General features: G+C 40.1%; 17 protein-coding genes. 13 read left to right on the top strand and 4 right to left on the bottom strand.

Going from position 1 to position 21395, the window contains the following annotated elements:
* Positions 1-5 precede the first annotated feature (5 nt).
* Together ACIQ32_RS02165 and ACIQ32_RS02160 are read right to left on the bottom strand one after the other, a co-directional pair.
* Positions 6-434, bottom strand: coding sequence for a deoxycytidylate deaminase (locus ACIQ32_RS02165; RefSeq protein WP_396194018.1), 429 nt, complete (start codon positions 432-434; stop codon positions 6-8).
* 138 nt (positions 435-572) lie between these two features.
* A complete protein-coding gene (locus ACIQ32_RS02160) occupies positions 573-1166 on the bottom strand; it encodes a HupE/UreJ family protein (RefSeq protein WP_396194017.1) in 594 nt (197 codons plus the stop codon).
* Between the two features lie 149 nt (positions 1167-1315).
* Between ACIQ32_RS02160 and ACIQ32_RS02155 the strand changes: the two genes are divergently transcribed.
* Positions 1316-1747 (top strand): TerB family tellurite resistance protein, encoded by a 432-nt coding sequence (locus ACIQ32_RS02155; protein ID WP_396194016.1) that lies wholly within the window; start codon positions 1316-1318, stop codon positions 1745-1747.
* A gap of 107 nt (positions 1748-1854) precedes the next feature.
* Here the strand turns inward: ACIQ32_RS02155 and fbp are convergent, their stop codons facing one another.
* Positions 1855-2862 (bottom strand): class 1 fructose-bisphosphatase, encoded by a 1008-nt coding sequence (fbp, locus tag ACIQ32_RS02150; protein ID WP_396194015.1) that lies wholly within the window; start codon positions 2860-2862, stop codon positions 1855-1857.
* Positions 2863-2969: 107 nt separating this feature from the next.
* Here fbp and ACIQ32_RS02145 point away from each other — a divergent pair, with 107 nt between their 5' ends.
* The 10 genes from ACIQ32_RS02145 (at position 2970) to ACIQ32_RS02100 (ending at position 15532) form a co-directional block, all read left to right on the top strand.
* Entirely contained in the window at positions 2970-3458 is a 489-nt protein-coding gene (locus ACIQ32_RS02145; RefSeq protein WP_396194014.1) for a GNAT family N-acetyltransferase, read from the top strand.
* A 69-nt stretch (positions 3459-3527) separates the two neighbouring features.
* On the top strand, positions 3528-4781 hold the full coding sequence (locus ACIQ32_RS02140) for an aspartate kinase (RefSeq protein ID WP_396194013.1): 1254 nt from the start codon (positions 3528-3530) through the stop codon (positions 4779-4781).
* 79 nt (positions 4782-4860) lie between these two features.
* Positions 4861-8259: a hypothetical protein gene (locus tag ACIQ32_RS02135; protein WP_396194012.1), complete on the top strand. Its 3399-nt coding sequence runs from the start codon at positions 4861-4863 to the stop codon at positions 8257-8259.
* 59 nt (positions 8260-8318) lie between these two features.
* Positions 8319-8801, top strand: coding sequence for a hypothetical protein (locus ACIQ32_RS02130; RefSeq protein WP_396194011.1), 483 nt, complete (start codon positions 8319-8321; stop codon positions 8799-8801).
* A 347-nt stretch (positions 8802-9148) separates the two neighbouring features.
* Entirely contained in the window at positions 9149-10126 is a 978-nt protein-coding gene (locus tag ACIQ32_RS02125; protein ID WP_396194010.1) for a ribonucleotide-diphosphate reductase subunit beta, read from the top strand.
* Between the two features lie 204 nt (positions 10127-10330).
* Positions 10331-12763, top strand: a complete 2433-nt coding sequence (locus ACIQ32_RS02120; protein ID WP_396194009.1) for a ribonucleoside-diphosphate reductase subunit alpha — start codon at positions 10331-10333, stop codon at positions 12761-12763.
* Positions 12764-12965: 202 nt separating this feature from the next.
* Positions 12966-13190, top strand: a complete 225-nt coding sequence (locus ACIQ32_RS02115; RefSeq protein WP_396194007.1) for a hypothetical protein — start codon at positions 12966-12968, stop codon at positions 13188-13190.
* Positions 13191-13192: 2 nt separating this feature from the next.
* Positions 13193-13699 (top strand): RDD family protein, encoded by a 507-nt coding sequence (locus ACIQ32_RS02110; RefSeq protein WP_396194006.1) that lies wholly within the window; start codon positions 13193-13195, stop codon positions 13697-13699.
* Positions 13699-14151 (top strand): GNAT family N-acetyltransferase, encoded by a 453-nt coding sequence (locus tag ACIQ32_RS02105; RefSeq protein WP_396194005.1) that lies wholly within the window; start codon positions 13699-13701, stop codon positions 14149-14151. Before ACIQ32_RS02110 ends, ACIQ32_RS02105 begins: the two co-directional genes overlap by 1 nt.
* Before the next feature lie 46 nt (positions 14152-14197).
* Complete coding sequence (locus ACIQ32_RS02100) at positions 14198-15532, top strand: deoxyguanosinetriphosphate triphosphohydrolase (protein ID WP_396194004.1); 1335 nt, start codon at positions 14198-14200, stop codon at positions 15530-15532.
* A gap of 236 nt (positions 15533-15768) precedes the next feature.
* Here ACIQ32_RS02100 and ACIQ32_RS02095 read toward each other — a convergent pair whose 3' ends face one another.
* On the bottom strand, positions 15769-17562 hold the full coding sequence (locus tag ACIQ32_RS02095; protein WP_396194003.1) for a 1-deoxy-D-xylulose-5-phosphate synthase: 1794 nt from the start codon (positions 17560-17562) through the stop codon (positions 15769-15771).
* A 37-nt stretch (positions 17563-17599) separates the two neighbouring features.
* Between ACIQ32_RS02095 and ACIQ32_RS02090 the strand changes: the two genes are divergently transcribed.
* Together ACIQ32_RS02090 and ACIQ32_RS02085 are read left to right on the top strand one after the other, a co-directional pair.
* Positions 17600-18043, top strand: coding sequence for a nucleoside deaminase (locus ACIQ32_RS02090; protein WP_396194002.1), 444 nt, complete (start codon positions 17600-17602; stop codon positions 18041-18043).
* A gap of 129 nt (positions 18044-18172) precedes the next feature.
* On the top strand, positions 18173-21395 hold a 3223-nt coding region (locus ACIQ32_RS02085), incomplete at its 3' end, for an alpha-2-macroglobulin family protein (RefSeq protein WP_396194001.1).

Raw genomic sequence — 21395 nt, 5'->3', positions numbered from 1 at the left:
TTCCGTTATTCGAGTTCGTCTATTTTGGTGACTTCAATACCGGCTTTTCTGAGAAAATCCAAACCCGATTCGTCACGGTAACCCTTGTGATACACTACGCGTTTTATACCAGATTGGTGTATTAATTTGCTACACTCTTTACAAGGCGAAAGTGTGATGTAAAGGGTAGCGTTTTCACAAGTTTGGGTAGAGCGAGCCACTTTGGAAATCGCATTGGCTTCGGCGTGTAACACGTACCATTTAGTTAACCCTTCGTCGTCTTCGCAACAATTTTCAAAGCCAGAAGGCGTTCCGTTATAGCCATCAGAGATGATCATGCGGTCACGAACGATAATAGCGCCGACTTGCTTGCGTTTGCAGTAGGAAAGTTTACTCCATTCTGCGGCAATTCTGAGGTAAGCGATATCGTATTTTTGTTGTTTCTTTTCTTTCATTGCAAAAGTTCAAATGGTTTCCCTTTTTAGCCCCGATAAACGTGAAAATCCTTTTTAAATGGGAACCATTTGAAAAGATTGTAACAGCTAGCGGGAAAACGGATAGCAAATATACCCAAACCTTTCGCTCTAAAACAACTATTTAACCCAAATTTCACTTTGTAAAATCATAGGAACAACGACGCCGATGATAAAAGCGGAAATCATTAAAATCCAGTCGCGTTTAGAAAATTTGAGCAAGGTTTGTACCACATAAGCCAATAGCAATGCGGCTATAACCACAATGATTTGAGCGACTTCTATACCTATGGCAAACTCAAAAAGCGGCAATAGTTTATCAGTGGGCTTACCGGCTAAGATACTGTTGAAGTAGTTGGAAAACCCTAATCCGTGGATGAGTCCGAAGAAAACCGTTATGATACCGGTGACGGAAACATTGTCTTTTTTGGTGGATTTTCCGGTGTTTATGATGTTATAAAGCGCGGTAGCTAAAATGGTAATTGGAATAAGGAATTCAACAATTTCCGGTTTGATGGTTAAGATATTGAAAACCGAAAGGAATAGGGCTACTGTGTGACCAAGGGTGAAAAGCGAAATGAGAATTAAAATGCGTTTCCAAGATTTGAATTCGTAGGGAACGGTTAGCGCCAAAAGAAATAAAACATGATCGTAGGCATTGATATCGAGCACATGTTTTAATCCGATATTGAAGTATATCCAGAAATCTGACATGGTGGTTTAGGTTGTTTGTGTTGTAAACTTACAATTAATTTTTATTTTCGGTTTAAAATAAATCCTAAAATCGATAAAAAACATTTGCCAAATTGGTTTTCTGAAACAGGAAATTGGATTATATTTGCGGTACTAAAACCAATAAAATTATGTCAATTTCAGATTTATTTGATAGCGAGTTTAAAAGCAGAAATAAAGGACATTTTTCAGCTATTGTTCGCGTGGCAACCGCCGATGGCGATATGAGCAAAGAAGAGAAAGAGTTCTTGGATAAACTTGCTGTTCGTTTGGAAATCTCCGCAGCAGAATACGAAGAGATTTTAGAAAATCCTTTAAAATACCCAATCAATCCGCCGTATTTACATGCACAACGTTTGGAACGTTTGTATGATTTATCGCGTATGGTTTATGCAGATCACGTACTTGGTCCAAAACAAAAAGAAATTTTAACCAAGTTTGCTTTGGCCTTAGGATTTACTCCGGGTAACGTATCTTATATTGTTGATAAAGCGTTTTCGTTATTAGTGATGAATGTTGATTCGGATACGTTTGTTTATGAGATGACGCATATGAATAAGTAAAAGGCAAGCGGCAATAGCCAAAAGTCAACTTTAATATAAAAAGGCAGAAATGATTTATTTTTCTGCCTTTTTCTTTTTCTATTGCCTCGTGCCTTATGGCTATTGCCTTAAACGTATTTAGCCATAAACTCTTCCGCCTTTTCCACCATATTATAACTGCCGCAGAAAAATGGTACACGTTGGTGTAGTTCGGTAGGTTGGATTTCCATAATTCTCCCAAAACCGTTGGAAGCTTTTCCTCCGGCTTGTTCGGCTATGAATGCCATAGGATTGCATTCGTACAACAAACGCAATTTTCCGTTGGGTGATTTGGAACTGGTTGGATAAATATAAATGCCGCCCTTAATCATATTGCGGTGAATATCGGAAACCAAACTTCCTATGTATCGGGAAGTGTAGGGACGATCGCCTTCTTCGAGCTGGCAATATTTGATGTAATCTTTCACGCCTTGCGGGAAATGCACATAATTGCCTTCGTTGATGGAGTAAATATTGCCATCTTTGGCAAACTGCATATTCGGATGCGATAAATAAAAGGTGCCAATGGCCGGATTCAAAGTAAAACCGTTAACGCCATGCCCAGTAGTGTAAACCAACATGGTTGAGGTGCCGTAAATTACATAACCTGCGGCTACTTGTTGGGTTCCGGGTTGCAAAAAATCGGCTGAGGTTACCGGAGTTCCAATTGGTGTTACCCTTCTGAAAACCGAAAAAATAGTACCAACAGAAACATTAACATCTATGTTGGAGGAACCATCCAATGGATCCATTAATACCACATACTTATTGCTGTGGGTATTATCTGAACCAGCTACGGTGATAAAGTCATCGTTTTCTTCTGAAGCAATACCACAAACAATCTCGCGGTTGATTAAGGTTTGGATAAAGACTTCATTGGCATACACATCTAATTTTTGTTGGTCTTCCCCTTGGATATTTTGATCACCGGCGGCACCAACAATATCCACCAAACCGGCTTTGTTTACCTTGTAGTTGACTACTTTAGCAGCCAATCGAATGGAGTTGATGATTCGGGATAATTCTCCTGAAGAATACTTGAATTCTTCCTGTTTTTCGATGATAAATTCACCTAAGGTTTTGTTGCGTTCTTCCATTACGAAATCGTTGTAGTTGTGGCTGCAAATATCGCTAAATTTGTCAAAGAAAAAATGTATTTCGCAAAGAAATTATTAATTGTATTTTTGCCAAAAAACAAAATCCAATGAACATCCGAAAAGGGACGAAAGCGGATATGCAAGCGGTACTCGAATTAATTCGAGAATTGGCCGTTTTTGAAAAAGAGCCTGATGCCGTCGTGGTAACGGTAACCGATTTAGAACGCGATGGTTTTGGGGATAATCCGCTGTTTTACACTTTTGTCGCCGAGGTTGACGGAGAGATTGTCGGGATGGCGTTGTATTATTACCGCTATTCCACTTGGAAAGGCAGAACCATTCATTTGGAAGATTTAATTGTCAAGGAAAAAATGCGCGGTAGCGGTTTAGGCTTGGCTTTATATACCAAAATTATCGAGCAAGGCAAAGCCGACAACGTGCGCAGAATTGAGTGGAATGTATTAGACTGGAACACACCGGCAGTAGAATTTTATAAAAAAACAGGGGCGAAAATCCTAGCCGATTGGGATGTAGTACAAATGGATGAACAAGGGATTTCAAATTTTTTAAAAAATTTGAAATCAAATAACAAATAAGAAAAACCAAATTCCAATTATTTTGGTAATTGGGATTTATATTTTTTTGGAATTTTTAAAAATTGAAGAATGAGAATTTTTAAGTTTGGTGGCGCATCGGTTAAAGATGCCGAGGGCATTAAAAACGTATTCAGTGTATTGGAAAAAGTAGGTCATGAAGACACGCTATTGGTGATTTCCGCGATGGGGAAAACCACCAATGCGTTGGAAGTTGTGATTAAGAACTATTTCGAAAAGTCGAATGAGTTGCATTCTTCTTTACAAGAGGTCAAGAAATACCATTACCAAATTTTGATGGATTTATTCGAAGATGAAGAACACGATGTGTATTTTGCGGTGAACAGTCATTTTGCCGATTTAGAATATTTCATCCGAAGCAATAAATCGCCAAACTATAACTTTGTCTACGACCAAGTAGTGAGTTACGGAGAGATTTTATCTACTACGATTGTCAGCCATTATTTTGCGCAAGCCGGATTGAGAAACAACTGGATTGACGTTAGAAACTTTATTAAAACCGACAATACTTATCGCGATGCTAATGTAGATTGGGAAAAAACCCAACAACTTATTGCCAAAGGCGTTAAGAAAAAAGCACTCAATATTACGCAAGGATTTTTAGGTTCCGATGAGAATAATTTCACCACCACTTTAGGTCGCGAAGGTTCCGACTATACTGCGGCTATTTTTGCTTATTGCTTGAATGCCGAAAGTGTGACCATTTGGAAGGACGTTCCGGGTGTGATGAATGCCGATCCGAGATACTTCGAAAATGCCATTTTGTTGAATCAAATTTCCTATCGCGAAGCTATTGAGTTGGCGTTTTACGGCGCTACTGTTATTCACCCGAAAACCTTGCAACCTTTGCAAAGAAAGGAAATTCCATTACATGTAAAATCTTTTATCAATCCGTTATTACCCGGAACCAGCGTTTCTAAAGGGAAAGATTTAGAGCCGCAAACACCTTGTTATATTGTGAAACGCGACCAATTGCTGATTTCGTTGTCGTCTATCGATTTTTCCTTTATCATGGAAGAAAACATCAGCGAAATTTTCGCCTTGTTCCACCAATACAAAATGAAAGTGAGTTTGATTCAGAACTCCGCCATCAGTTTTTCGGTTTGTGTGGAAGATAAATTCGGCAATTTCAACGACATGAAAAATATCTTGGCTAAAAAATTCAAAGTCGCTTACAACGAAAAGGTGTCATTGTACACCATTCGCCATTTCAACAAAGAAGCTGCTGAAATGGTTGAAAAAGACAAAACCGTTTTACTCAAGCAAATTTCCAGAGAGACGCTGCAAGTAGTAACCAAAGAATAACCATCAAAACCGCGAAGACCAAAATAAAAAGTGTTCGCGGTTTTTTATATTAAAAAGCCTATTTTTACGTTATTAAGATATGCTGAAAAAAGGGCTTTTATTGTTGGTACTATTCAGTTTTTCCGGTCTTTCGGCTCAGGAAATCAAATCGCTGTACCAAACCAAAAAAATAGTACCTTCCAAAGATACCATCGCCATTGAAAAAGTGAGTATTAGCCCGAGTTTCTTCAAATTACTCAATCGCGAGGGCAAAGAAGTGGACACTTCGTATTATAAAGTCGATTTCAAAACCGGAAAGTTATACTTCAAAAATAATTATACCGCTACCGATAGTATTACCATTCGTTACTTTAAATATCCGGAATTTTTAACCAAAACCTACAGCATTTACGACCAAGATAAAGTTGTCCCCAACGAAGCGGGTTATTTGTTTAAAACCGACCGTACTGTGAAAAAATTTGTGCCGTTTGAAGGCTTGAATACCTCCGGAAGTATCACTCGTGGTGTCACCATCGGGAACAACCAAAACGCTTCGGTAACGTCTAATTTAGACCTGCAAATTACCGGAAAAATTTCAGATAGAGTCTCGCTTAGAGCTTCAATTCAGGATTCCAATATTCCGCTACAGGAAAACGGATATTCCCAAAGATTGGACGAATTCGACCAAATTTTCATCGAATTGTTTACAGATAAATGGAACATCCGAGCGGGCGATTTATTTTTGGAGAACCGACAGTCGCGCTTTCTCAATTTCAATAAAAAAGTCCAAGGTTTAGCCGCGCGTTTCACTCTAGGCAATGAAGACCAAAAAACCGAAGTTTTCGCCTCGGCTGCTTTGGTCCGCGGACAATACGCCAGAAGTACTTTTACAGGACAAGAAGGCAATCAAGGACCATACAAATTGCGCGGCAACAATGGTGAATTGTATGTTTTAGTAATTTCGGGTTCGGAACGGGTTTATGTAAACGGAATGCTCAAAAAACGCGGGGAAAACAACGATTACATCATCGATTACAACGCCGGTGAAATTACTTTCACTTCTTTGTTTCCCATCAATTCCGAAATGCGAATTGTTATTGAATACCAATATTCCGATAGAAATTACACACGCTTCGTAACCTATGGCGGCGCGAATCATACGGCCAAAAAATGGAGTTTGGGTGGCTATTTATATTCGGAAAACGATGTCAAAAACCAACCTTTACAACAAAGTTTATCGCCCGAACAAGTCGACATACTCAACAATGCCGGAGATGATGTTAACCAAATGAATGCACCATCGGCTTTTGTTGACACTTATTCTGAAAATAAAATTCTGTATAGAAAAACCATAGTGAACAGTGTTGAGGTTTTTGAGTATTCGAATAATCCGAACGACGAACTTTACAATGTCCGCTTTACTTTAGTGGGCAATAATTTGGGTAATTATATATTGACTAACACCGCGGCCATCGGCAAGATTTACCAATATGTAGAACCTATAGCCGGCATACCGCAAGGGAATTATGAGCCGGTAGTGCGTTTGATAGCACCTACGAAAATTCAAATTGCCACCGTTTTGGGAAAATACAATCCGAATGAGAAAACGGTAGTCGATTTTGAATTGGGTGTGAGCAATAACGACCAAAACTTGTTTTCTGCATTAGACGATGACAATAACAAAGGAATAGCAGGGAAATTGAATTTCAAGCAGCGATTACTCACCAAAAAATGGCAAATTGACGCTTTTGGAAATTACCAATTGGTACAGGAAAATTTCAGAACCATTGAGCGTTTGTTCAATATCGAATTCAATCGCGATTGGAATTTAACCACTTTTTCAGGAAATCAAAGTTTAATGGTCAATGGTTTGGATTTTATTTTACCTCAAAAAGGAAAATTCACTTATCAATTTGAAAAGTTGGATTTTTCAAAGAGTTTTAGCGGGAGTCGCCATACGGTTAACGGATTTTTCAAACTCAACCAATGGAATTGGCAACAAAACACCAGCGTTTTGAACAGCGACGGGAATTTTGCGCAATCCAAATTTATTCGAAATCAATCGCAAGCGCGCTATCACTTTAAAAAGAATTGGATAGGCGGAACATTGCGTTTGGAGGACAACCAAGAGCGGTTGGTGGCAACCAATCAGTTGTCAATCTTAAGCCAGAAATTCACCGAATATGGTGGCTTTGTCGGGCGAGGCGACAGCACTAAAGTTTTTGTAGAATTAGGATATTTGCACAGGGTAAACGACAGTTTGCAAAACGGTATAGTTAAAAGAGTCAACACTTCCCAATCTTATTATTTAAAGTCGCGCTTAATTCAAAACGACAAAACCAATTTGTCTTTGTTTGTCAATTACCGCAACCTAAAGTTTGAAGAAGCCGGTCGTGAAAACGAACCGTCACTCAATTCCAGATTATTGTACAACGATCAGTTTTTTAAACAAAAAGTACAAGTCAGTACCGCATACGAAACCACTTCCGGGACAATTGCACAACAAGAATTTACCTATTTGGAAGTAGAACCCGGCCAAGGGGTTTTCACTTGGAACGATTACAATGGCAACGGAATTCAGGAGTTGCAAGAGTTTGAAGTGGCACCTTTTCCCGACCAAGCTAAATATGTTCGCGTGTTTTTGCCGAATCAAGTTTTTATCAAAACCCATCAGAATAAATTTTCTCAATCGCTCACCCTGTATCCTTCTCAATGGCAAAATGCTAAAGGATTTAAAAAGGTTTTATCGCATTTTTACAACCAAACATCCTATTTAATTGAGCGCAAAATCAGAAGAGAAGGCGGCAATTTCGATTTGAATCCGCTTCCCAATAATGGAGACAATCAATTAGGTTTGAATACCAGTTTTCGCAACAGTTTGTTTTACAATCGCGGGAAACAGAAACATTCTGTGACATATAATTTTACACAAAACGAACTTCGCGCATTGCTGACTGTGGGTTCGCAAACCAGCCAAAACCAGTCGCATCAGATTCAGTATACGCATTTGCTCAAGAATGTTTGGCTTTTTAATTTCGGAACAAAAATTAACCAAAACGGACTTTCCTCTGAGAATTATGAAAGCAAAAACTTTAAAGTCGAAGGCTATCAACTCAACCCGAAAATTTCCTATTTGTTTAATAAAAATGCCAGTTGGGATGTATTTTACGAATACCAAAACAAAGAAAATTTAAAAGGAAGTTCAGAAACTTTATCACAGCAACGCTTTGGCACTTCGTTTACTTATGCCGGTGAAAAAAAGATTACAGCTAACGGCGAGTTTTCTTTGTACCAAAATACGTTTGAAGGCGATGCTTCTCAGCCGGTAGCCTTTCAAATGTTAGAAGGATTGCGTCCGGGGCGAAACTTGACCTGGCGTTTGCTGTTGCAGAAGAATTTAACGCAATATTTGGATATCAATATCAATTACCAAGGCCGAAAATCCGAAACGAGTCAGACCATTCACACCGGAAATGTACAATTGAGGGCTTATTTTTAATTGGAATGATTTTTGTTTTCAAATTTTTATTAATTTTAATCTATAACTAATTAAGCATTATGAAAAAAGTATTTCTATTGTGTTTCTTATTCGCTTTTATAGTGAACACCACCGCGCAAGAAACCAAAGCTCAAAAAGCCAAAGCCAAGACTGAAAAAGCGGCCAAAACCAAAGCTAAAAAAGAAGCGGAAGCTGCAGTGCCCTTAAAGAAAGACGGTACACCGGATAAGCGCTACAAAAAAGACGATGTTAAATTGAAGAAAGACGGAACTCCGGATAAACGATACAAATCTAAAGACAATAGCGCTACAGCCAAAGGAGAAGCCAAATCAGCTGAAGGCAAAGCCAAAGCCGCAGCCAACAAAGCAGAAGCCAAAGCCAAAAAAGAAGTAAAAGAAAGAGAATCCAACGAAAAAGCACCTAAAAATATCAAAGACAAGGTGACAGGATCTTACAAAGGCAAAAAAGTATATACCGGTCCAAGAGGCGGTAAATATTACATCAACAAAAACGGCAATAAAACCTATATTTCCGAAGACTAATTAAGCGATACTCTTCGCCCAACGATTAAGTGGTTTTTCAATTTGAAAAACCACTTTTTTTTATGCTCAAAAGTGTCATTGCAGAAGACTTAAAAATGTTAAAATAACACTATCAGTAATTTCTTAATTCCCTTTATTTTAGGGCTTTTTGCTTTTTTTAAAAAGATTAAACATTTGAAAATCAATAAGTTAAAAATATGTCAAAAACATTAAACAAAACGGCAGTTTGTTAAAAACTAGAGCGGATTGTGAATAAGTTTGACTTTCATTTTACGTTTGGTTTGACAATCTTTGTAACAGACAGATTTCAAAAAAAATCGCCCAAATAATCAAAAAATTAATTCAAAATGGCCGCTATCGAACCAATTTTACAAGAAAACAAAAACCGCTTCGTGATTTTCCCGATCAAACATCATGATATTTGGGATTGGTATAAAAAAATGGAAGCCAGTTTTTGGACTGCAGAAGAAATCGATTTACACCAAGATTTATCCGATTGGAACAACAAGTTGAATGCCGATGAAAAATATTTCATCAAACATATATTGGCTTTTTTCGCCGCTTCTGACGGTATTGTAAATGAAAACTTAGCCGAAAACTTTGTGAATGAAGTGCAATATCCTGAAGCCAAGTTTTTTTACGGTTTCCAAATTATGATGGAAAACATCCACAGCGAAACCTATTCGTTGTTGATTGACACTTATGTAAAAGACGAGGCCGAAAAAAATCAGTTATTCAACGCCATTGAAGTGTTTCCTGCGGTTAAGAAAAAAGCGGATTGGGCTTTGAAATGGATTGGTTCCGATTCCTTTGCCGAAAGATTAATTGCATTCGCAGCCGTAGAAGGAATCTTCTTCTCAGGCGCATTTTGCTCTATTTTTTGGTTAAAAAAACGCGGATTAATGCCGGGTTTGACTTTCTCTAACGAATTAATTTCTCGGGACGAAGGCGTTCACTGTGATTTTGCCGTACACTTACACAACCACCATTTGGTAAACAAAGTGTCTAAAGCCAGAATTACCGAAATCATCACCGACGCTCTAACCATCGAAAGAGAATTCATCACCGAATCACTTCCGGTAAGTTTGATTGGAATGAATGCCAATTTAATGACACAATACCTGGAATTTGTGGCCGACAGACTATTAGTAGAATTAGGCTGTAAAAGAGTGTACAATTCTAACAATCCTTTCGATTTCATGGACATGATTTCGTTGCAAGGAAAAACCAATTTCTTTGAAAAACGCGTGGCCGAATACCAAAAAGCCGGCGTAATGTCAAAAGACACCGAAGATCAAAAAATCAGCTTCGACGCTGATTTTTAATTTGAAAATTTGAAAATTTTATAATTTGAAAATGCAGTAACCCTTTGCGCATAGGATAGTTATAAATGCTTCGACTTTCAAAAAAATAGATTTGAATTTTATGGAAATAATAATTTTCAAATCTTCAAATTACCGAATTTTCAAATCAATTACAATTAACTCGAAGTAGCGAAGGGATTCCCTATTTCACAAAACCTAACAAGTATGTACGTAGTAAAAAGAGACGGTCACAAAGAACCGGTAATGTTTGACAAAATCACGGATAGAATTAAAAAACTATGCTATGGTTTGAATGAATTGGTAGACGCTGTAAAAGTAGCGATGAAAGTTATCGAAGGTTTATACGACGGAGTAACCACTTCAGAATTAGACAACCTAGCCGCCGAAACCGCAGCATCCATGACTGTAACGCACCCGGATTATGCCCAACTAGCAGCCCGAATTGCCGTTTCTAACTTACATAAAAACACCAACAAATCGTTCTCGGAAACCATGAACGAAATGTTCCATTATGTAAACCCAAGAACCAACCAACAAGCACCGTTACTCTCAGAAGAAGTGCACAAGGTTATCCAGGAAAATGCCGAGTTCCTAAACTCACACATCATATACAACCGCGATTTCAACTACGATTATTTCGGTTTTAAAACCTTAGAACGTTCATATTTGCTAAAAATCAACGGTAAAATCGTTGAGCGTCCGCAACACATGTTGATGCGTGTTTCTGTCGGGATTCACTTAAACGATTTGGATGCGGTAATTGAAACTTACGACTTAATGTCGAAAAAGTTTTTTACCCATGCCACGCCAACGTTATTCAACGCCGGAACGCCAAAACCGCAAATGTCGTCGTGCTTCTTGTTATCTATGAAAGACGACAGCATCGACGGAATTTACGACACTTTGAAAAACACTGCAAAAATCTCGCAATCCGCCGGAGGAATCGGTTTGTCTATCCACAATGTGCGCGCCACCGGTTCGTACATTCGCGGTACCAACGGAACTTCAAACGGAATTGTACCAATGTTACGCGTATTTAACGACACCGCGCGTTACGTAGACCAAGGCGGCGGCAAAAGAAAAGGAAGTTTCGCTATTTACCTGGAAACTTGGCATGCGGATATCTTTGATTTCCTCGACTTGAAAAAGAACACCGGTAAAGAAGAAATGCGTGCGCGTGATTTGTTCTTCGCGATGTGGACGTCAGATTTGTTCATGAAACGCGTAGAAGAAGATGCACATTGGACCTTAATGTGTCCAAATGAATGTCCGGGCTTGTACGACGTTTACGGGGACGAGTTTGAAGCTTTATACACTTCTTACGAAGCCCAAGGCAAAGGAAGAAAAACCGTAAAAGCTCGCGAACTTTGGGAGAAAATCCTCGAGTCGCAAATCGAAACCGGAACGCCATACATGTTGTACAAAGATGCCGCGAACCGAAAATCCAACCAAAAGAATTTGGGCACCATTCGCTCGTCTAACTTGTGTACCGAAATCATGGAGTACACTTCCGAAGATGAAATTGCGGTATGTAACTTGGCTTCCATTTCCTTACCGATGTTTGTGGAAAACGGCCAGTTTAACCACGAATTGCTATACAACGTAACCAAACGCGTAACCCGCAACTTAAACAAGGTAATCGACCGCAATTACTATCCGGTTAAAGAAGCCGAAAATTCTAATATGCGTCACCGTCCGGTTGGTTTGGGCGTACAAGGTTTGGCCGATGCGTTCATCTTGTTGAGAATGCCTTTCACCAGCGATGAAGCCAAACAATTGAACCAAGAAATATTCGAAACCCTTTACTTCGCTGCCGTAACCGCGTCAATGGAAATGGCCAAAGAAGAAGGACCATATTCAAGCTTTAAAGGTTCGCCAATTGCTGAAGGGTTGTTCCAACACAATCTTTGGAACATCAAAGACGAAGAATTATCAGGACGTTGGGATTGGGCCGGCTTGCGCAAAGATGTAGTAAAACACGGTGTGAGAAACTCTCTATTGGTAGCGCCGATGCCAACGGCTTCTACTTCGCAAATCTTGGGTAACAATGAAGCCTTCGAACCATACACTTCTAATATTTACACGCGTCGTGTATTGTCGGGAGAATTCATTGTGGTAAACAAACACTTGTTGGAAGACTTGGTAAAACGCGGTTTGTGGAACGAAGATTTGAAACAAGAAATCATGCGCCACAACGGTTCGGTACAACACATTGAGCGCATTCCGGCCGACTTAAAAGAACTCTACAAAACCGTTTGGGAAATGTCTATGAAAGACATTATCGACATGTCAAGACACAGAGGATATTTTATCGACCAATCGCAATCGTTGAACTTGTTTATGCAAGACGCCAACTATGCGAAACTGACTTCGATGCACTTTTACGCTTGGAAAAGCGGCTTAAAAACCGGTATGTACTACCTCAGAACCAAAGCGGCAGTGGACGCTATCAAGTTCACTTTGAACAACGATAAAAAAGCGGAACCTATCTTAGCCGAACCGGAAGCGGTAGGCGTTGAAGTAGTAGCCCCAACCGAAAACGGAGAAATGACCGCCGAAGATTTTGCCGCTATGGTAGAACGTGCGCGTGCCGCCGCCGGAAATGGTGGTGACGATTGCGAAATGTGTGGTTCGTAATCAGAAAAAAGAAAAAAGAATAAAGAGAATAGAGAAACAGCTGTCAGTAGATGGCTGTTTTTTATTAATTTTAGGAGCTATTTCCCGCTTTCCGCTGTATCTTTTTCAATTCCCACGGGTTAAAACCCGCGGCAATCAAAAAAGGATGCCGCTCTAATCGGGGCTAGGGACTATCCCGTTAGGGATTTAATATAGGTAAACCATGTCAAAACAAAAAAAAGGAGTCTACACCGGCATCATCGAAAAAGACGAAAACGGCAATTATTATTGCGGCGAGTATTTATTGGATTACCAATACACCGTGGCGAATTTTAAAATCGGAGACGAAATCAATATTAAATCGGTTATCGCTAATCCCAGCGATAAAAGTTATAACCAATATCCCCAAAAATCCAGGAATTTTTTCTTGGCCAACGAAAAGGAGTAACTATGAGCAACAGGCAATACACCATACCTGAAGAGATTATAGCTTCCAACAGCAAACGCCTTACTAACGTGATCATCGATTATGTGGCACGATTAGGATTGACTTTCATTTTAGGATTGATCGCAGCCTTTTTCGGGGTTTTAACCGGACACCACGAAATCATTTCTTTTTTTGAAAACATCACCCGCTTACAGGAATTGACCATAGGTTTAGTAGTATTGTTGCTTTATTATAACGTTTTTGAAATATTTTTTGCCACCACTATCGGAAAGCTGATTACCAAAACGGTTGTCGTTGATGAGTATGGCGAAAAACCAACCACCAACGCCATTTTAATCCGCAGTATCTCGCGACTGATTCCGTTTGAGTTCTTCTCTTTTTTAGGAACTCCTTGCGTAGGTTGGCACGACAGTTTGTCGAAAACCTATGTGGTTAACAAAGAAGACTTGCGCATCAGCAAAGAGTTGTTTTATTCGTTTGAAGAAATTGGCGAAAATCCCGAAGCCTGATGATACAACTCATTCGAACCACTTCAGACCATCCCGATTTCGGACAGTTAGTAGCCGAATTAGATGCTTATTTGCGAATTCTTGACGGCGATGACCACGAATTTTACGCCCAATTCAACAAAAGCAATTTGCTCAAGAACGCCTTGATTTGTTATGAAAATGAGGTAGCGGTTGGCATCGGTGCCTACAAAGAATTCGATACCGAAACCGCCGAAATCAAACGCATGTACACTTTACCCGAATACCGCGGCAAAGGCATCGCCAAAGCCATTTTAACCGAACTGGAACTTTGGGCCAAAGAAGAAGGCTATAAAACTGCCCTACTCGAAACAGGATACATGCAAAAAGACGCCATTGGCTTATACCAAAAACTAGGCTACGAAATCACCGAAAACTTTGGGCAATACATAGGCGTGGAAAACAGCGTCTGCATGAAGAAAATCATAAAATAAAACTATCTTTAACTTCTGAAACTATAAACTACAAACCACCAACACCATGACCTGGGAACAACTTTTATCTCTAAAACGCCAAGGCGACACCGGCAAAAGATTGCGCATCGAACAAGACGACACGCGTCTCGGCTTTGAGGTTGATTACGATCGTATTATTTTTTCGTCTGCCTTTAGAAGTTTACAAGATAAAACCCAAGTGATTCCTTTGTCGAAAACCGATTTCGTTCACACGCGATTAACACACAGTTTGGAAGTTTCCGTGGTTGGTCGTTCCATCGGAAGGTTGGTCGGTAAAAAAATTATAGAAAAGTATCCGCATCTCAAAGAAGTTCACGGCTATCACATGAATGATTTCGGAGCGATTGTGGCCGCCGCAGCCTTGGCACATGATATTGGTAATCCGCCATTTGGTCATTCAGGCGAAAAAGCGATTGGCGAATATTTTGCTATCGGGAAAGGCCAACAATACAAAGACCAACTCACGTCCAAACAATGGCAGGATTTAGTCGATTTTGAAGGCAATGCTAACGGGTTTTCGGTCTTAACGAGTTCGCGACCGGGTATCGAAGGCAGTTTGCGTTTGTCTTATGCTACGCTCGGTGCTTTTACCAAATACCCGAAGGAAAGTTTACCTAAAAAACCCACCAAAAATATAGCCGATAAAAAATACGGTTTCTTCCAATCCGATGTTGCTTTTTTCAAAGAAGTGGCTGAAGAGTTGGGCATGATTTCCAATAAAACCGGCGAAGATATCGGTTACGAAAGACATCCGTTAGCCTTTTTAGTCGAAGCCGCCGATGATATTTGCTACACGATTATCGATTTTGAAGACGGAATTAATCTCGGCTTAGTTTCCGAAGATTATGCGTTGGAATACTTAATCAAGTTAGTCAAAGACACTATTGACGCGGCTAAATACCAAACCTTAACCACCAAAGAAGACCGAATCAGTTATTTGCGTGCGTTAGCCATTGGCAACTTAATTAACGATGCCGTTCGCGTGTTTATCGAAAATGAAGAAGCCATTTTGCAAGGAAAATTCCATTTTGCTTTAACCGACAAAAGTAAGTACAAAGCCCAAATGGACGACATCATCAAGCTAAGTGTAAAGAATATTTACCAAAGTAGGGAAGTAATTGAAAAAGAATTATCGGGTTACCAAATCATCAATAATTTGTTGGATAAATTCATAACCGCTTATAACAATACTTATAATGGTAAAGCCACTAATTACGACAAGTTATTAATGAAAATTCTACCCGAGAAACACCATTTGGAAAAAGAAAGTCTCTACGATAGATTGCTCCACATTTGCCATTACATCTCGATGCTAACCGACGGAAAAGCGGTGGAGTTGAACAAGATTGTGACGGCTTAATAATCTTTTGCCTTTTGGCGTTAAAAACTAAACCGGTTATCTGTTTGTTTATTGGACCACGGATGAAACGGATACTACAGATGAACACAGATAAAAATCCGTTTAATCAGTATAATCTGTGGCCAAAAAAGTTTATCCGTATAACGCTAAGAGATTGCGACTTTTGTGCTTCAATTTTTTACACAAAGACCCGTGGTAAATCCGAACGGAGCGAAGCTAATCAAAATCAATATAGTTTAATCTTCTTCCTCTTCTTCCAACAAAGTCGAAAACAGCGATTTCAAACCATCCACATCAATATTGCAGAACTGTTGGAGTTCATCCACCGTACCGTGTTCAATAAAATAATCGGGCACACCACAAAGGAAGATTTCGTTGACATAATCATTTTTGGCCGCATATTCTAAGATTGAACTACCAAATCCGCCGGTGGTTACGCCATCTTCGACCGTAATAATCGTGGAGAATTTATCGCAAATTTTGTGCAGTTTCTTTTCGTCTAAAGGTTTCACAAACCCAAAATGATAATGGGCAAAATGACCGTCGTCTTCAATTTCAGCCAAAGCTGCAGTAACATTATCCGCAATGGTTCCTGTAGAAAGAATCGCTACTTTTTTTCCTTTTTTCAATTTCTGCGCTTTCCGAAGTTCTATTTTTTGAAAATCGCTGGGGAATTTCCAATCCGCATTTTTACCGCGACCACGAGGATAACGAATAGCAATCGGATGTTTTAATCCTAATGATGCGGTATAAAGCATGTTTTGCAAATCGATTTCGTCTTTAGGCGCATAAATCATCATGTTCGGAATACAACGCAAATAGGCGATGTCAAAAACCCCGTGATGCGTCGCTCCATCTTCGCCCACCAAACCGGCGCGATCCAAACAAAATATCACGGGTAGGTTTTGTAAAGCTACGTCATGTATGACTTGGTCATAGGCACGTTGCAGAAAAGTGGAATAAATATTGCAAAAAACCACCATGCCTTGTGTAGCCATTCCGGCTGCTAAGGTTACGGCGTGTTGCTCGGCAATCCCAACGTCAAAAGCGCGATTTGGGAATGCTTCCATCATAAATTTCATCGAACTGCCGCTGGGCATAGCCGGAGTAATCCCAATTATTTTAGGGTTGTTTTTAGCCAGTTCAACCAAAGTCAATCCAAAAACATCCTGGAATTTCGGCGGTAAATGCTCCTCTGATTTTTTGATAATTTCTCCGGTAGTGGCATCAAATTTACCTGGTGCGTGGTATTTCACTTGGTCTTCTTCGGCTTGTTGTAAGCCTTTTCCTTTGGTGGTTATGATGTGTAAAAACTTCGGTCCTTTTACTTTTTTGAGTCGTTCCAACTCTTTGATTAACGTTGGCAAATCATGACCGTCAATGGGTCCGGAATAATCAAAATTAAGCGACTTAATCATGTTATTCTGCTTCGGGTTTTTCCCTTCTTTAACCGCCGTTAAATAGTTTTTCAAAGCGCCAACGCTCGGATCAATTCCGATGGCATTATCGTTTAAAATCACCAGCAAATCGGCATCGGTTACTCCGGCATGATTCAAACCTTCAAACGCCATTCCGCTGGCAATTGAGGCATCGCCAATCACGGCGATATGGTGTTTGTTTTCACCTTTAAGCTGGGACGCAATCGCCATACCTAAAGCCGCAGAAATGGAAGTAGAAGAATGGCCCACCCCAAAAGTATCATAAACGCTTTCGCTGCGTTTCGGAAATCCGGAAAGGCCGCCCAATTGTCGGTTGGTGTCAAATTTTGTTCGTCTTTCGGTTAAAATTTTATGGCCGTAGGCTTGATGCCCAACATCCCAAACCAGTAAATCTTCTGGGGTATTAAACACATAATGCAAAGCAATAGTCAATTCAACTACACCCAAACTGGCGCCCAAATGACCTTCTTTTACGGCAACGATATCAATGATAAACTCACGCAACTCTCTGGCCAACTCCAGTAATTGAGACGGGTCGAGTTTTCTTAAATCCGATGGCGTATTGATTTGTTGCAGCAATTTTTTTGACATGCCACAAATGTACGAATTGAAATTGTATTTTTGTTTTATGGAAAATCCTTTCACCGACGAGTATTTTATGAAGAAAGCCTTGCAGGAAGCCGAAATGGCTTTTGAAAAAGGTGAAATTCCTGTGGGTGCCGTTATTGTAATCGATAACAAAGTGATTGCCCGTAGTCACAATCTCACCGAAATGCTACACGATGTGACGGCTCATGCAGAAATGCAAGCGATTACTTCGGCGGCCAATTTTATCGGTGGCAAATACCTCAAAGGTTGCACTTTGTACGTTACATTAGAACCTTGCCAAATGTGTGCCGGTGCTTTGTACTGGAGTCAGATATCCAAAGTGGTTTTCGGCGCTTCCGATGAGCAACGCGGTTTCCAAAAATTAGGCACCCAATTGCATCCTAAAACCCAAGTGGTTAAAGGTGTTTTAGCTGAACAAGCTGCTGATTTAATGGTTAGATTTTTCGCGTCCAAGCGTCAGTAAAAAATTCAGAAAAATATTCTTAAAAAATTATTCATAACGTAAATAATATTTTAATAATTTTAGCGTTATGATGCTAATTGGAGCAAAATTCCAAGGCAAAAGTTCTAACAAATAATTCCTTTTAAAACGATGAAAACCAGCAAGATTCTAGGTTTGCTTGTTGCCATGTTACTGTGGCAATCCTGTTCTAAAAAATCGGCTTCCGATTTTGATTCAGATCCCTCTCTTTACAAAGATTACATTATAGGATTTTCATCGGGCTTTGTCTCGGTCAACTCCGACTTCAGGGTACAGTTGGCATTCAACAAAAGCGATTGGAAACCCAATCAGGAATTAGACAGCGATTTGTTTGACGTTTCCCCAAGTGTGAGTGGGAAAGTGGTAGCCTTGTCGCCCAACACCATAGCTTTCATTCCCAACGAAAAATTAGAGCAAAATACGCTCTATCAAATTACGTTACGGCTTTCGGAAATCACCAATAAAGTACCTAAAGAACTAGCGAATTTCAACTTTTCCGTCAAAACCATCAAACAAGATTTTATCGTTAATACCCAAGATTTGCAATCGTACAGCAAAGATTGGTACTACTTGAACGGTAATTTAAAAACCGCCGATAACCTTACGTTAGAAGAAGCCCAAAAAATTATTGAGGCTACTCAAAACGATAAAAAGCTCAAAATTAAATTTGACAAAGCTTTAAGTACGAGCACCGATTTTAAGTTTATGATCGATAGTATTCAGCGTTTTGATGACGACAGTGAGATTTTTATCAACTGGGATGGTGATGCGGTTGATATTGACCAAAAAGGCGTAGCCAAATTCCCGATTCCGGGTAAAAACCAGTTTAAAGTCTTAAAAATTGAAGTAGGTGATGCCAATAACCAATCGGTTTTAATCAACTTTTCCGATCCGCTCAAAAAAGACCAGGATTTCAAAGGCTTAGTGGCTATTGAAAACACCAACAACCTCAAGTTTGCCACCATGGGGAATGTTCTAAAAGTGTTTTACAACAAAGAACCCGATTCTAAAGTCGACCGCGGTACTACTACTGCAACCGTCGATACTGCAATGGCTGCTGTAGACACTGCTGCTGTTGCTGTGGACGAAATCGTGGAAGCCGTAGCTGCCGCCGAAACCGGATTTTCCGGAAGCAAATTAGTCGAAGTGTTTCAGGGCATTGAAAACATCGATGGCTACAAGATGAAGCAAAACTACTCCGAAAAGTTGCTGTTTGAACAAGTAAAACCCGGTGTAAAATTGCTCAAAAGCGGTACTATTTTACCGAGTTCCAACAATTTAAAAATCAATTTTGAAGCGGCGAATCTGAATGCTGTTGACGTGAAAGTCTTTAAAATTTACAAAAATAACATCTTACAATTTTTGCAAGACAACAATCTCAACGGCACCGAAAACTTGCGTAGAGTTGGGCAATCGGTAGCCAAAACTAAAATCGAACTCAAGCAAAATAACCTTATCGATTACACCAAGTGGAATACTTACGCTTTGGATTTGTCTAAGATTATCAAACCCGAACCGGGCGCCATTTACCGCGTTGAGTTTTCCTTTAAAAAAGAGTACTCGATGTACAAATGTACTTCGGTAAGCGCTGAGGACGACGAAGATTACAACAACGAGGAAGAGGAAGAACCGGTGGCTGAAGACGACATCAATTACAGCAACAGCGGTTACGATTACTACTACGAACAAGACTACGAATGGCGCGAGCGACAAGATCCTTGTACCAACTATTACTTCTACAACACCAGAGTCGGGACGAATATTTTGGCCTCCGATTTGGGTGTGATTGCCAAAAGAGGCACCGACAAATCGGTGGTAGTGGCTGTAAGTGACATTGTGACCACAGCAGGTGTTTCGGGAGCTACGGTGGATTTGTACAATTACCAACAACAAAAGATTGCCAGCTCCAGAACCGATGGCGACGGTTTGGCTTCTTTTCAATTGGAAAAATACGCCTACTTTGCTATTGTAAGCAAAGGCGACCAAAGCACTTATGTGAAGTTAGACGATGAGTTTTCTTTGTCGTTGAGTAATTTTGATGTGTCAGGCGAAACCCTGCAAAAAGGCATCAAAGGTTACATCTACGGAGAAAGAGGCGTTTGGCGTCCCGGCGATACCGTGTATTTGTCTTTTATCTTAAATGATAACGCGAACAAATTGCCGGCTTCGCATCCGATTAAATTAAAACTGAACGACCCTAAAGGCAAGACGGTTTACGAATCGGTACAAAAACTGAACGATTTAAACCATTACAAATTCGTCATTCCAACTGAAACCAGCGACATCACCGGAAATTGGGAAGCCGTGGTAAGTGTTGGAGGCGCGCGATTTTACAAAAGCATCAAAATCGAAACCATCAAACCGAATCGATTAAAAATTAAAAACAGTTTTAACGAGTCGGTGCTTTCGGCCAATAAAGAGAACATCAATAACATGCAGGTTTTGTGGTTGCACGGCGCTGTGGCTAAGGATTTAAAAACCGAAGTACAAGCGAAGTTTTCACAACAAGTTACCACTTTCAAAGGCTTTGCTAATTATGTTTTCGACGATCCGACCCGTCGATTCTACACTGAAGAAATCAATATTTTCTCCGGCAAAGTCGATGGCAATGGTAGAGCTTCCATTCCGATTAAACCGAATATCGAAGGCCAAGCGCCGGGAATGTTGCGCGCGGCTTTCATCACTAAAGTATATGAAAACGGCGGCGATGTGAGTACCGATGTGGCTTCCACGAATTATTCGCCTTACGCTACTTATGTAGGTATCAAATCGCCTGAACCCAACAAATACGGGATGATTGAAACCGGAAGAGCGAACCGATTTGACATAGTTACGCTAAGCGAAACCGGTCGCCCGCGTGCCGTGAGAAATCTGCAGGTGAGCGTTTACAAAATGGAATCGCGCTGGTGGTGGGATGCTTCCAACGATGATTTATCGAGCTACAATACTTCCAATGCGACTATCGCTTACAAGAACTTTTTTATCAATACTGATGCGTCCGGCAGAGGCAGAGTTTCTTTTGTAGTGCCGGATGACGAATGGGGCAATTATTTGGTGCGTGTAACCGATCCTAATGACGGTCATGCCACAGGTGTAAAAGTGTATATCGATATGCCGTGGTGGTCGGCCAAGTCCAGAAATACGGATGGTGAATCGGCTACGATGCTTCGTTTTTCCACTGATAAAACCAATTATGCCGTAGGAGACAAAGCCAAAATTTTCTTCCCGTCCAGCGAAGGCGGCAGGGCTATGATTTCCATTGAAAACGGAACCAAAGTATTGAAAACCATTTGGGCCAAAACCAAAAAAGGCGAAACCACAGTCGAGTTGCCGA

It is taken from the genome of Flavobacterium sp., from assembly GCF_044373165.1.
Classification (GTDB): Bacteria; Bacteroidota; Bacteroidia; order Flavobacteriales; family Flavobacteriaceae; genus Flavobacterium.
Note: the sequence above shows the minus strand (reverse complement) of the source record. Positions and strands in the feature narration are given on the sequence as shown.

Coding starts and splice junctions, on each gene's coding strand:
- ACIQ32_RS02165 (WP_396194018.1), bottom strand. CDS start 434: ATGAAAGAAAAGAAACAACAAAAATACGATATCGCTTACCTCAGAATT.
- ACIQ32_RS02160 (WP_396194017.1), bottom strand. CDS start 1,166: ATGTCAGATTTCTGGATATACTTCAATATCGGATTAAAACATGTGCTC.
- ACIQ32_RS02155 (WP_396194016.1), top strand. CDS start 1,316: ATGTCAATTTCAGATTTATTTGATAGCGAGTTTAAAAGCAGAAATAAA.
- fbp (WP_396194015.1), bottom strand. CDS start 2,862: ATGGAAGAACGCAACAAAACCTTAGGTGAATTTATCATCGAAAAACAG.
- ACIQ32_RS02145 (WP_396194014.1), top strand. CDS start 2,970: ATGAACATCCGAAAAGGGACGAAAGCGGATATGCAAGCGGTACTCGAA.
- ACIQ32_RS02140 (WP_396194013.1), top strand. CDS start 3,528: ATGAGAATTTTTAAGTTTGGTGGCGCATCGGTTAAAGATGCCGAGGGC.
- ACIQ32_RS02135 (WP_396194012.1), top strand. CDS start 4,861: ATGCTGAAAAAAGGGCTTTTATTGTTGGTACTATTCAGTTTTTCCGGT.
- ACIQ32_RS02130 (WP_396194011.1), top strand. CDS start 8,319: ATGAAAAAAGTATTTCTATTGTGTTTCTTATTCGCTTTTATAGTGAAC.
- ACIQ32_RS02125 (WP_396194010.1), top strand. CDS start 9,149: ATGGCCGCTATCGAACCAATTTTACAAGAAAACAAAAACCGCTTCGTG.
- ACIQ32_RS02120 (WP_396194009.1), top strand. CDS start 10,331: ATGTACGTAGTAAAAAGAGACGGTCACAAAGAACCGGTAATGTTTGAC.
- ACIQ32_RS02115 (WP_396194007.1), top strand. CDS start 12,966: ATGTCAAAACAAAAAAAAGGAGTCTACACCGGCATCATCGAAAAAGAC.
- ACIQ32_RS02110 (WP_396194006.1), top strand. CDS start 13,193: ATGAGCAACAGGCAATACACCATACCTGAAGAGATTATAGCTTCCAAC.
- ACIQ32_RS02105 (WP_396194005.1), top strand. CDS start 13,699: ATGATACAACTCATTCGAACCACTTCAGACCATCCCGATTTCGGACAG.
- ACIQ32_RS02100 (WP_396194004.1), top strand. CDS start 14,198: ATGACCTGGGAACAACTTTTATCTCTAAAACGCCAAGGCGACACCGGC.
- ACIQ32_RS02095 (WP_396194003.1), bottom strand. CDS start 17,562: ATGTCAAAAAAATTGCTGCAACAAATCAATACGCCATCGGATTTAAGA.
- ACIQ32_RS02090 (WP_396194002.1), top strand. CDS start 17,600: ATGGAAAATCCTTTCACCGACGAGTATTTTATGAAGAAAGCCTTGCAG.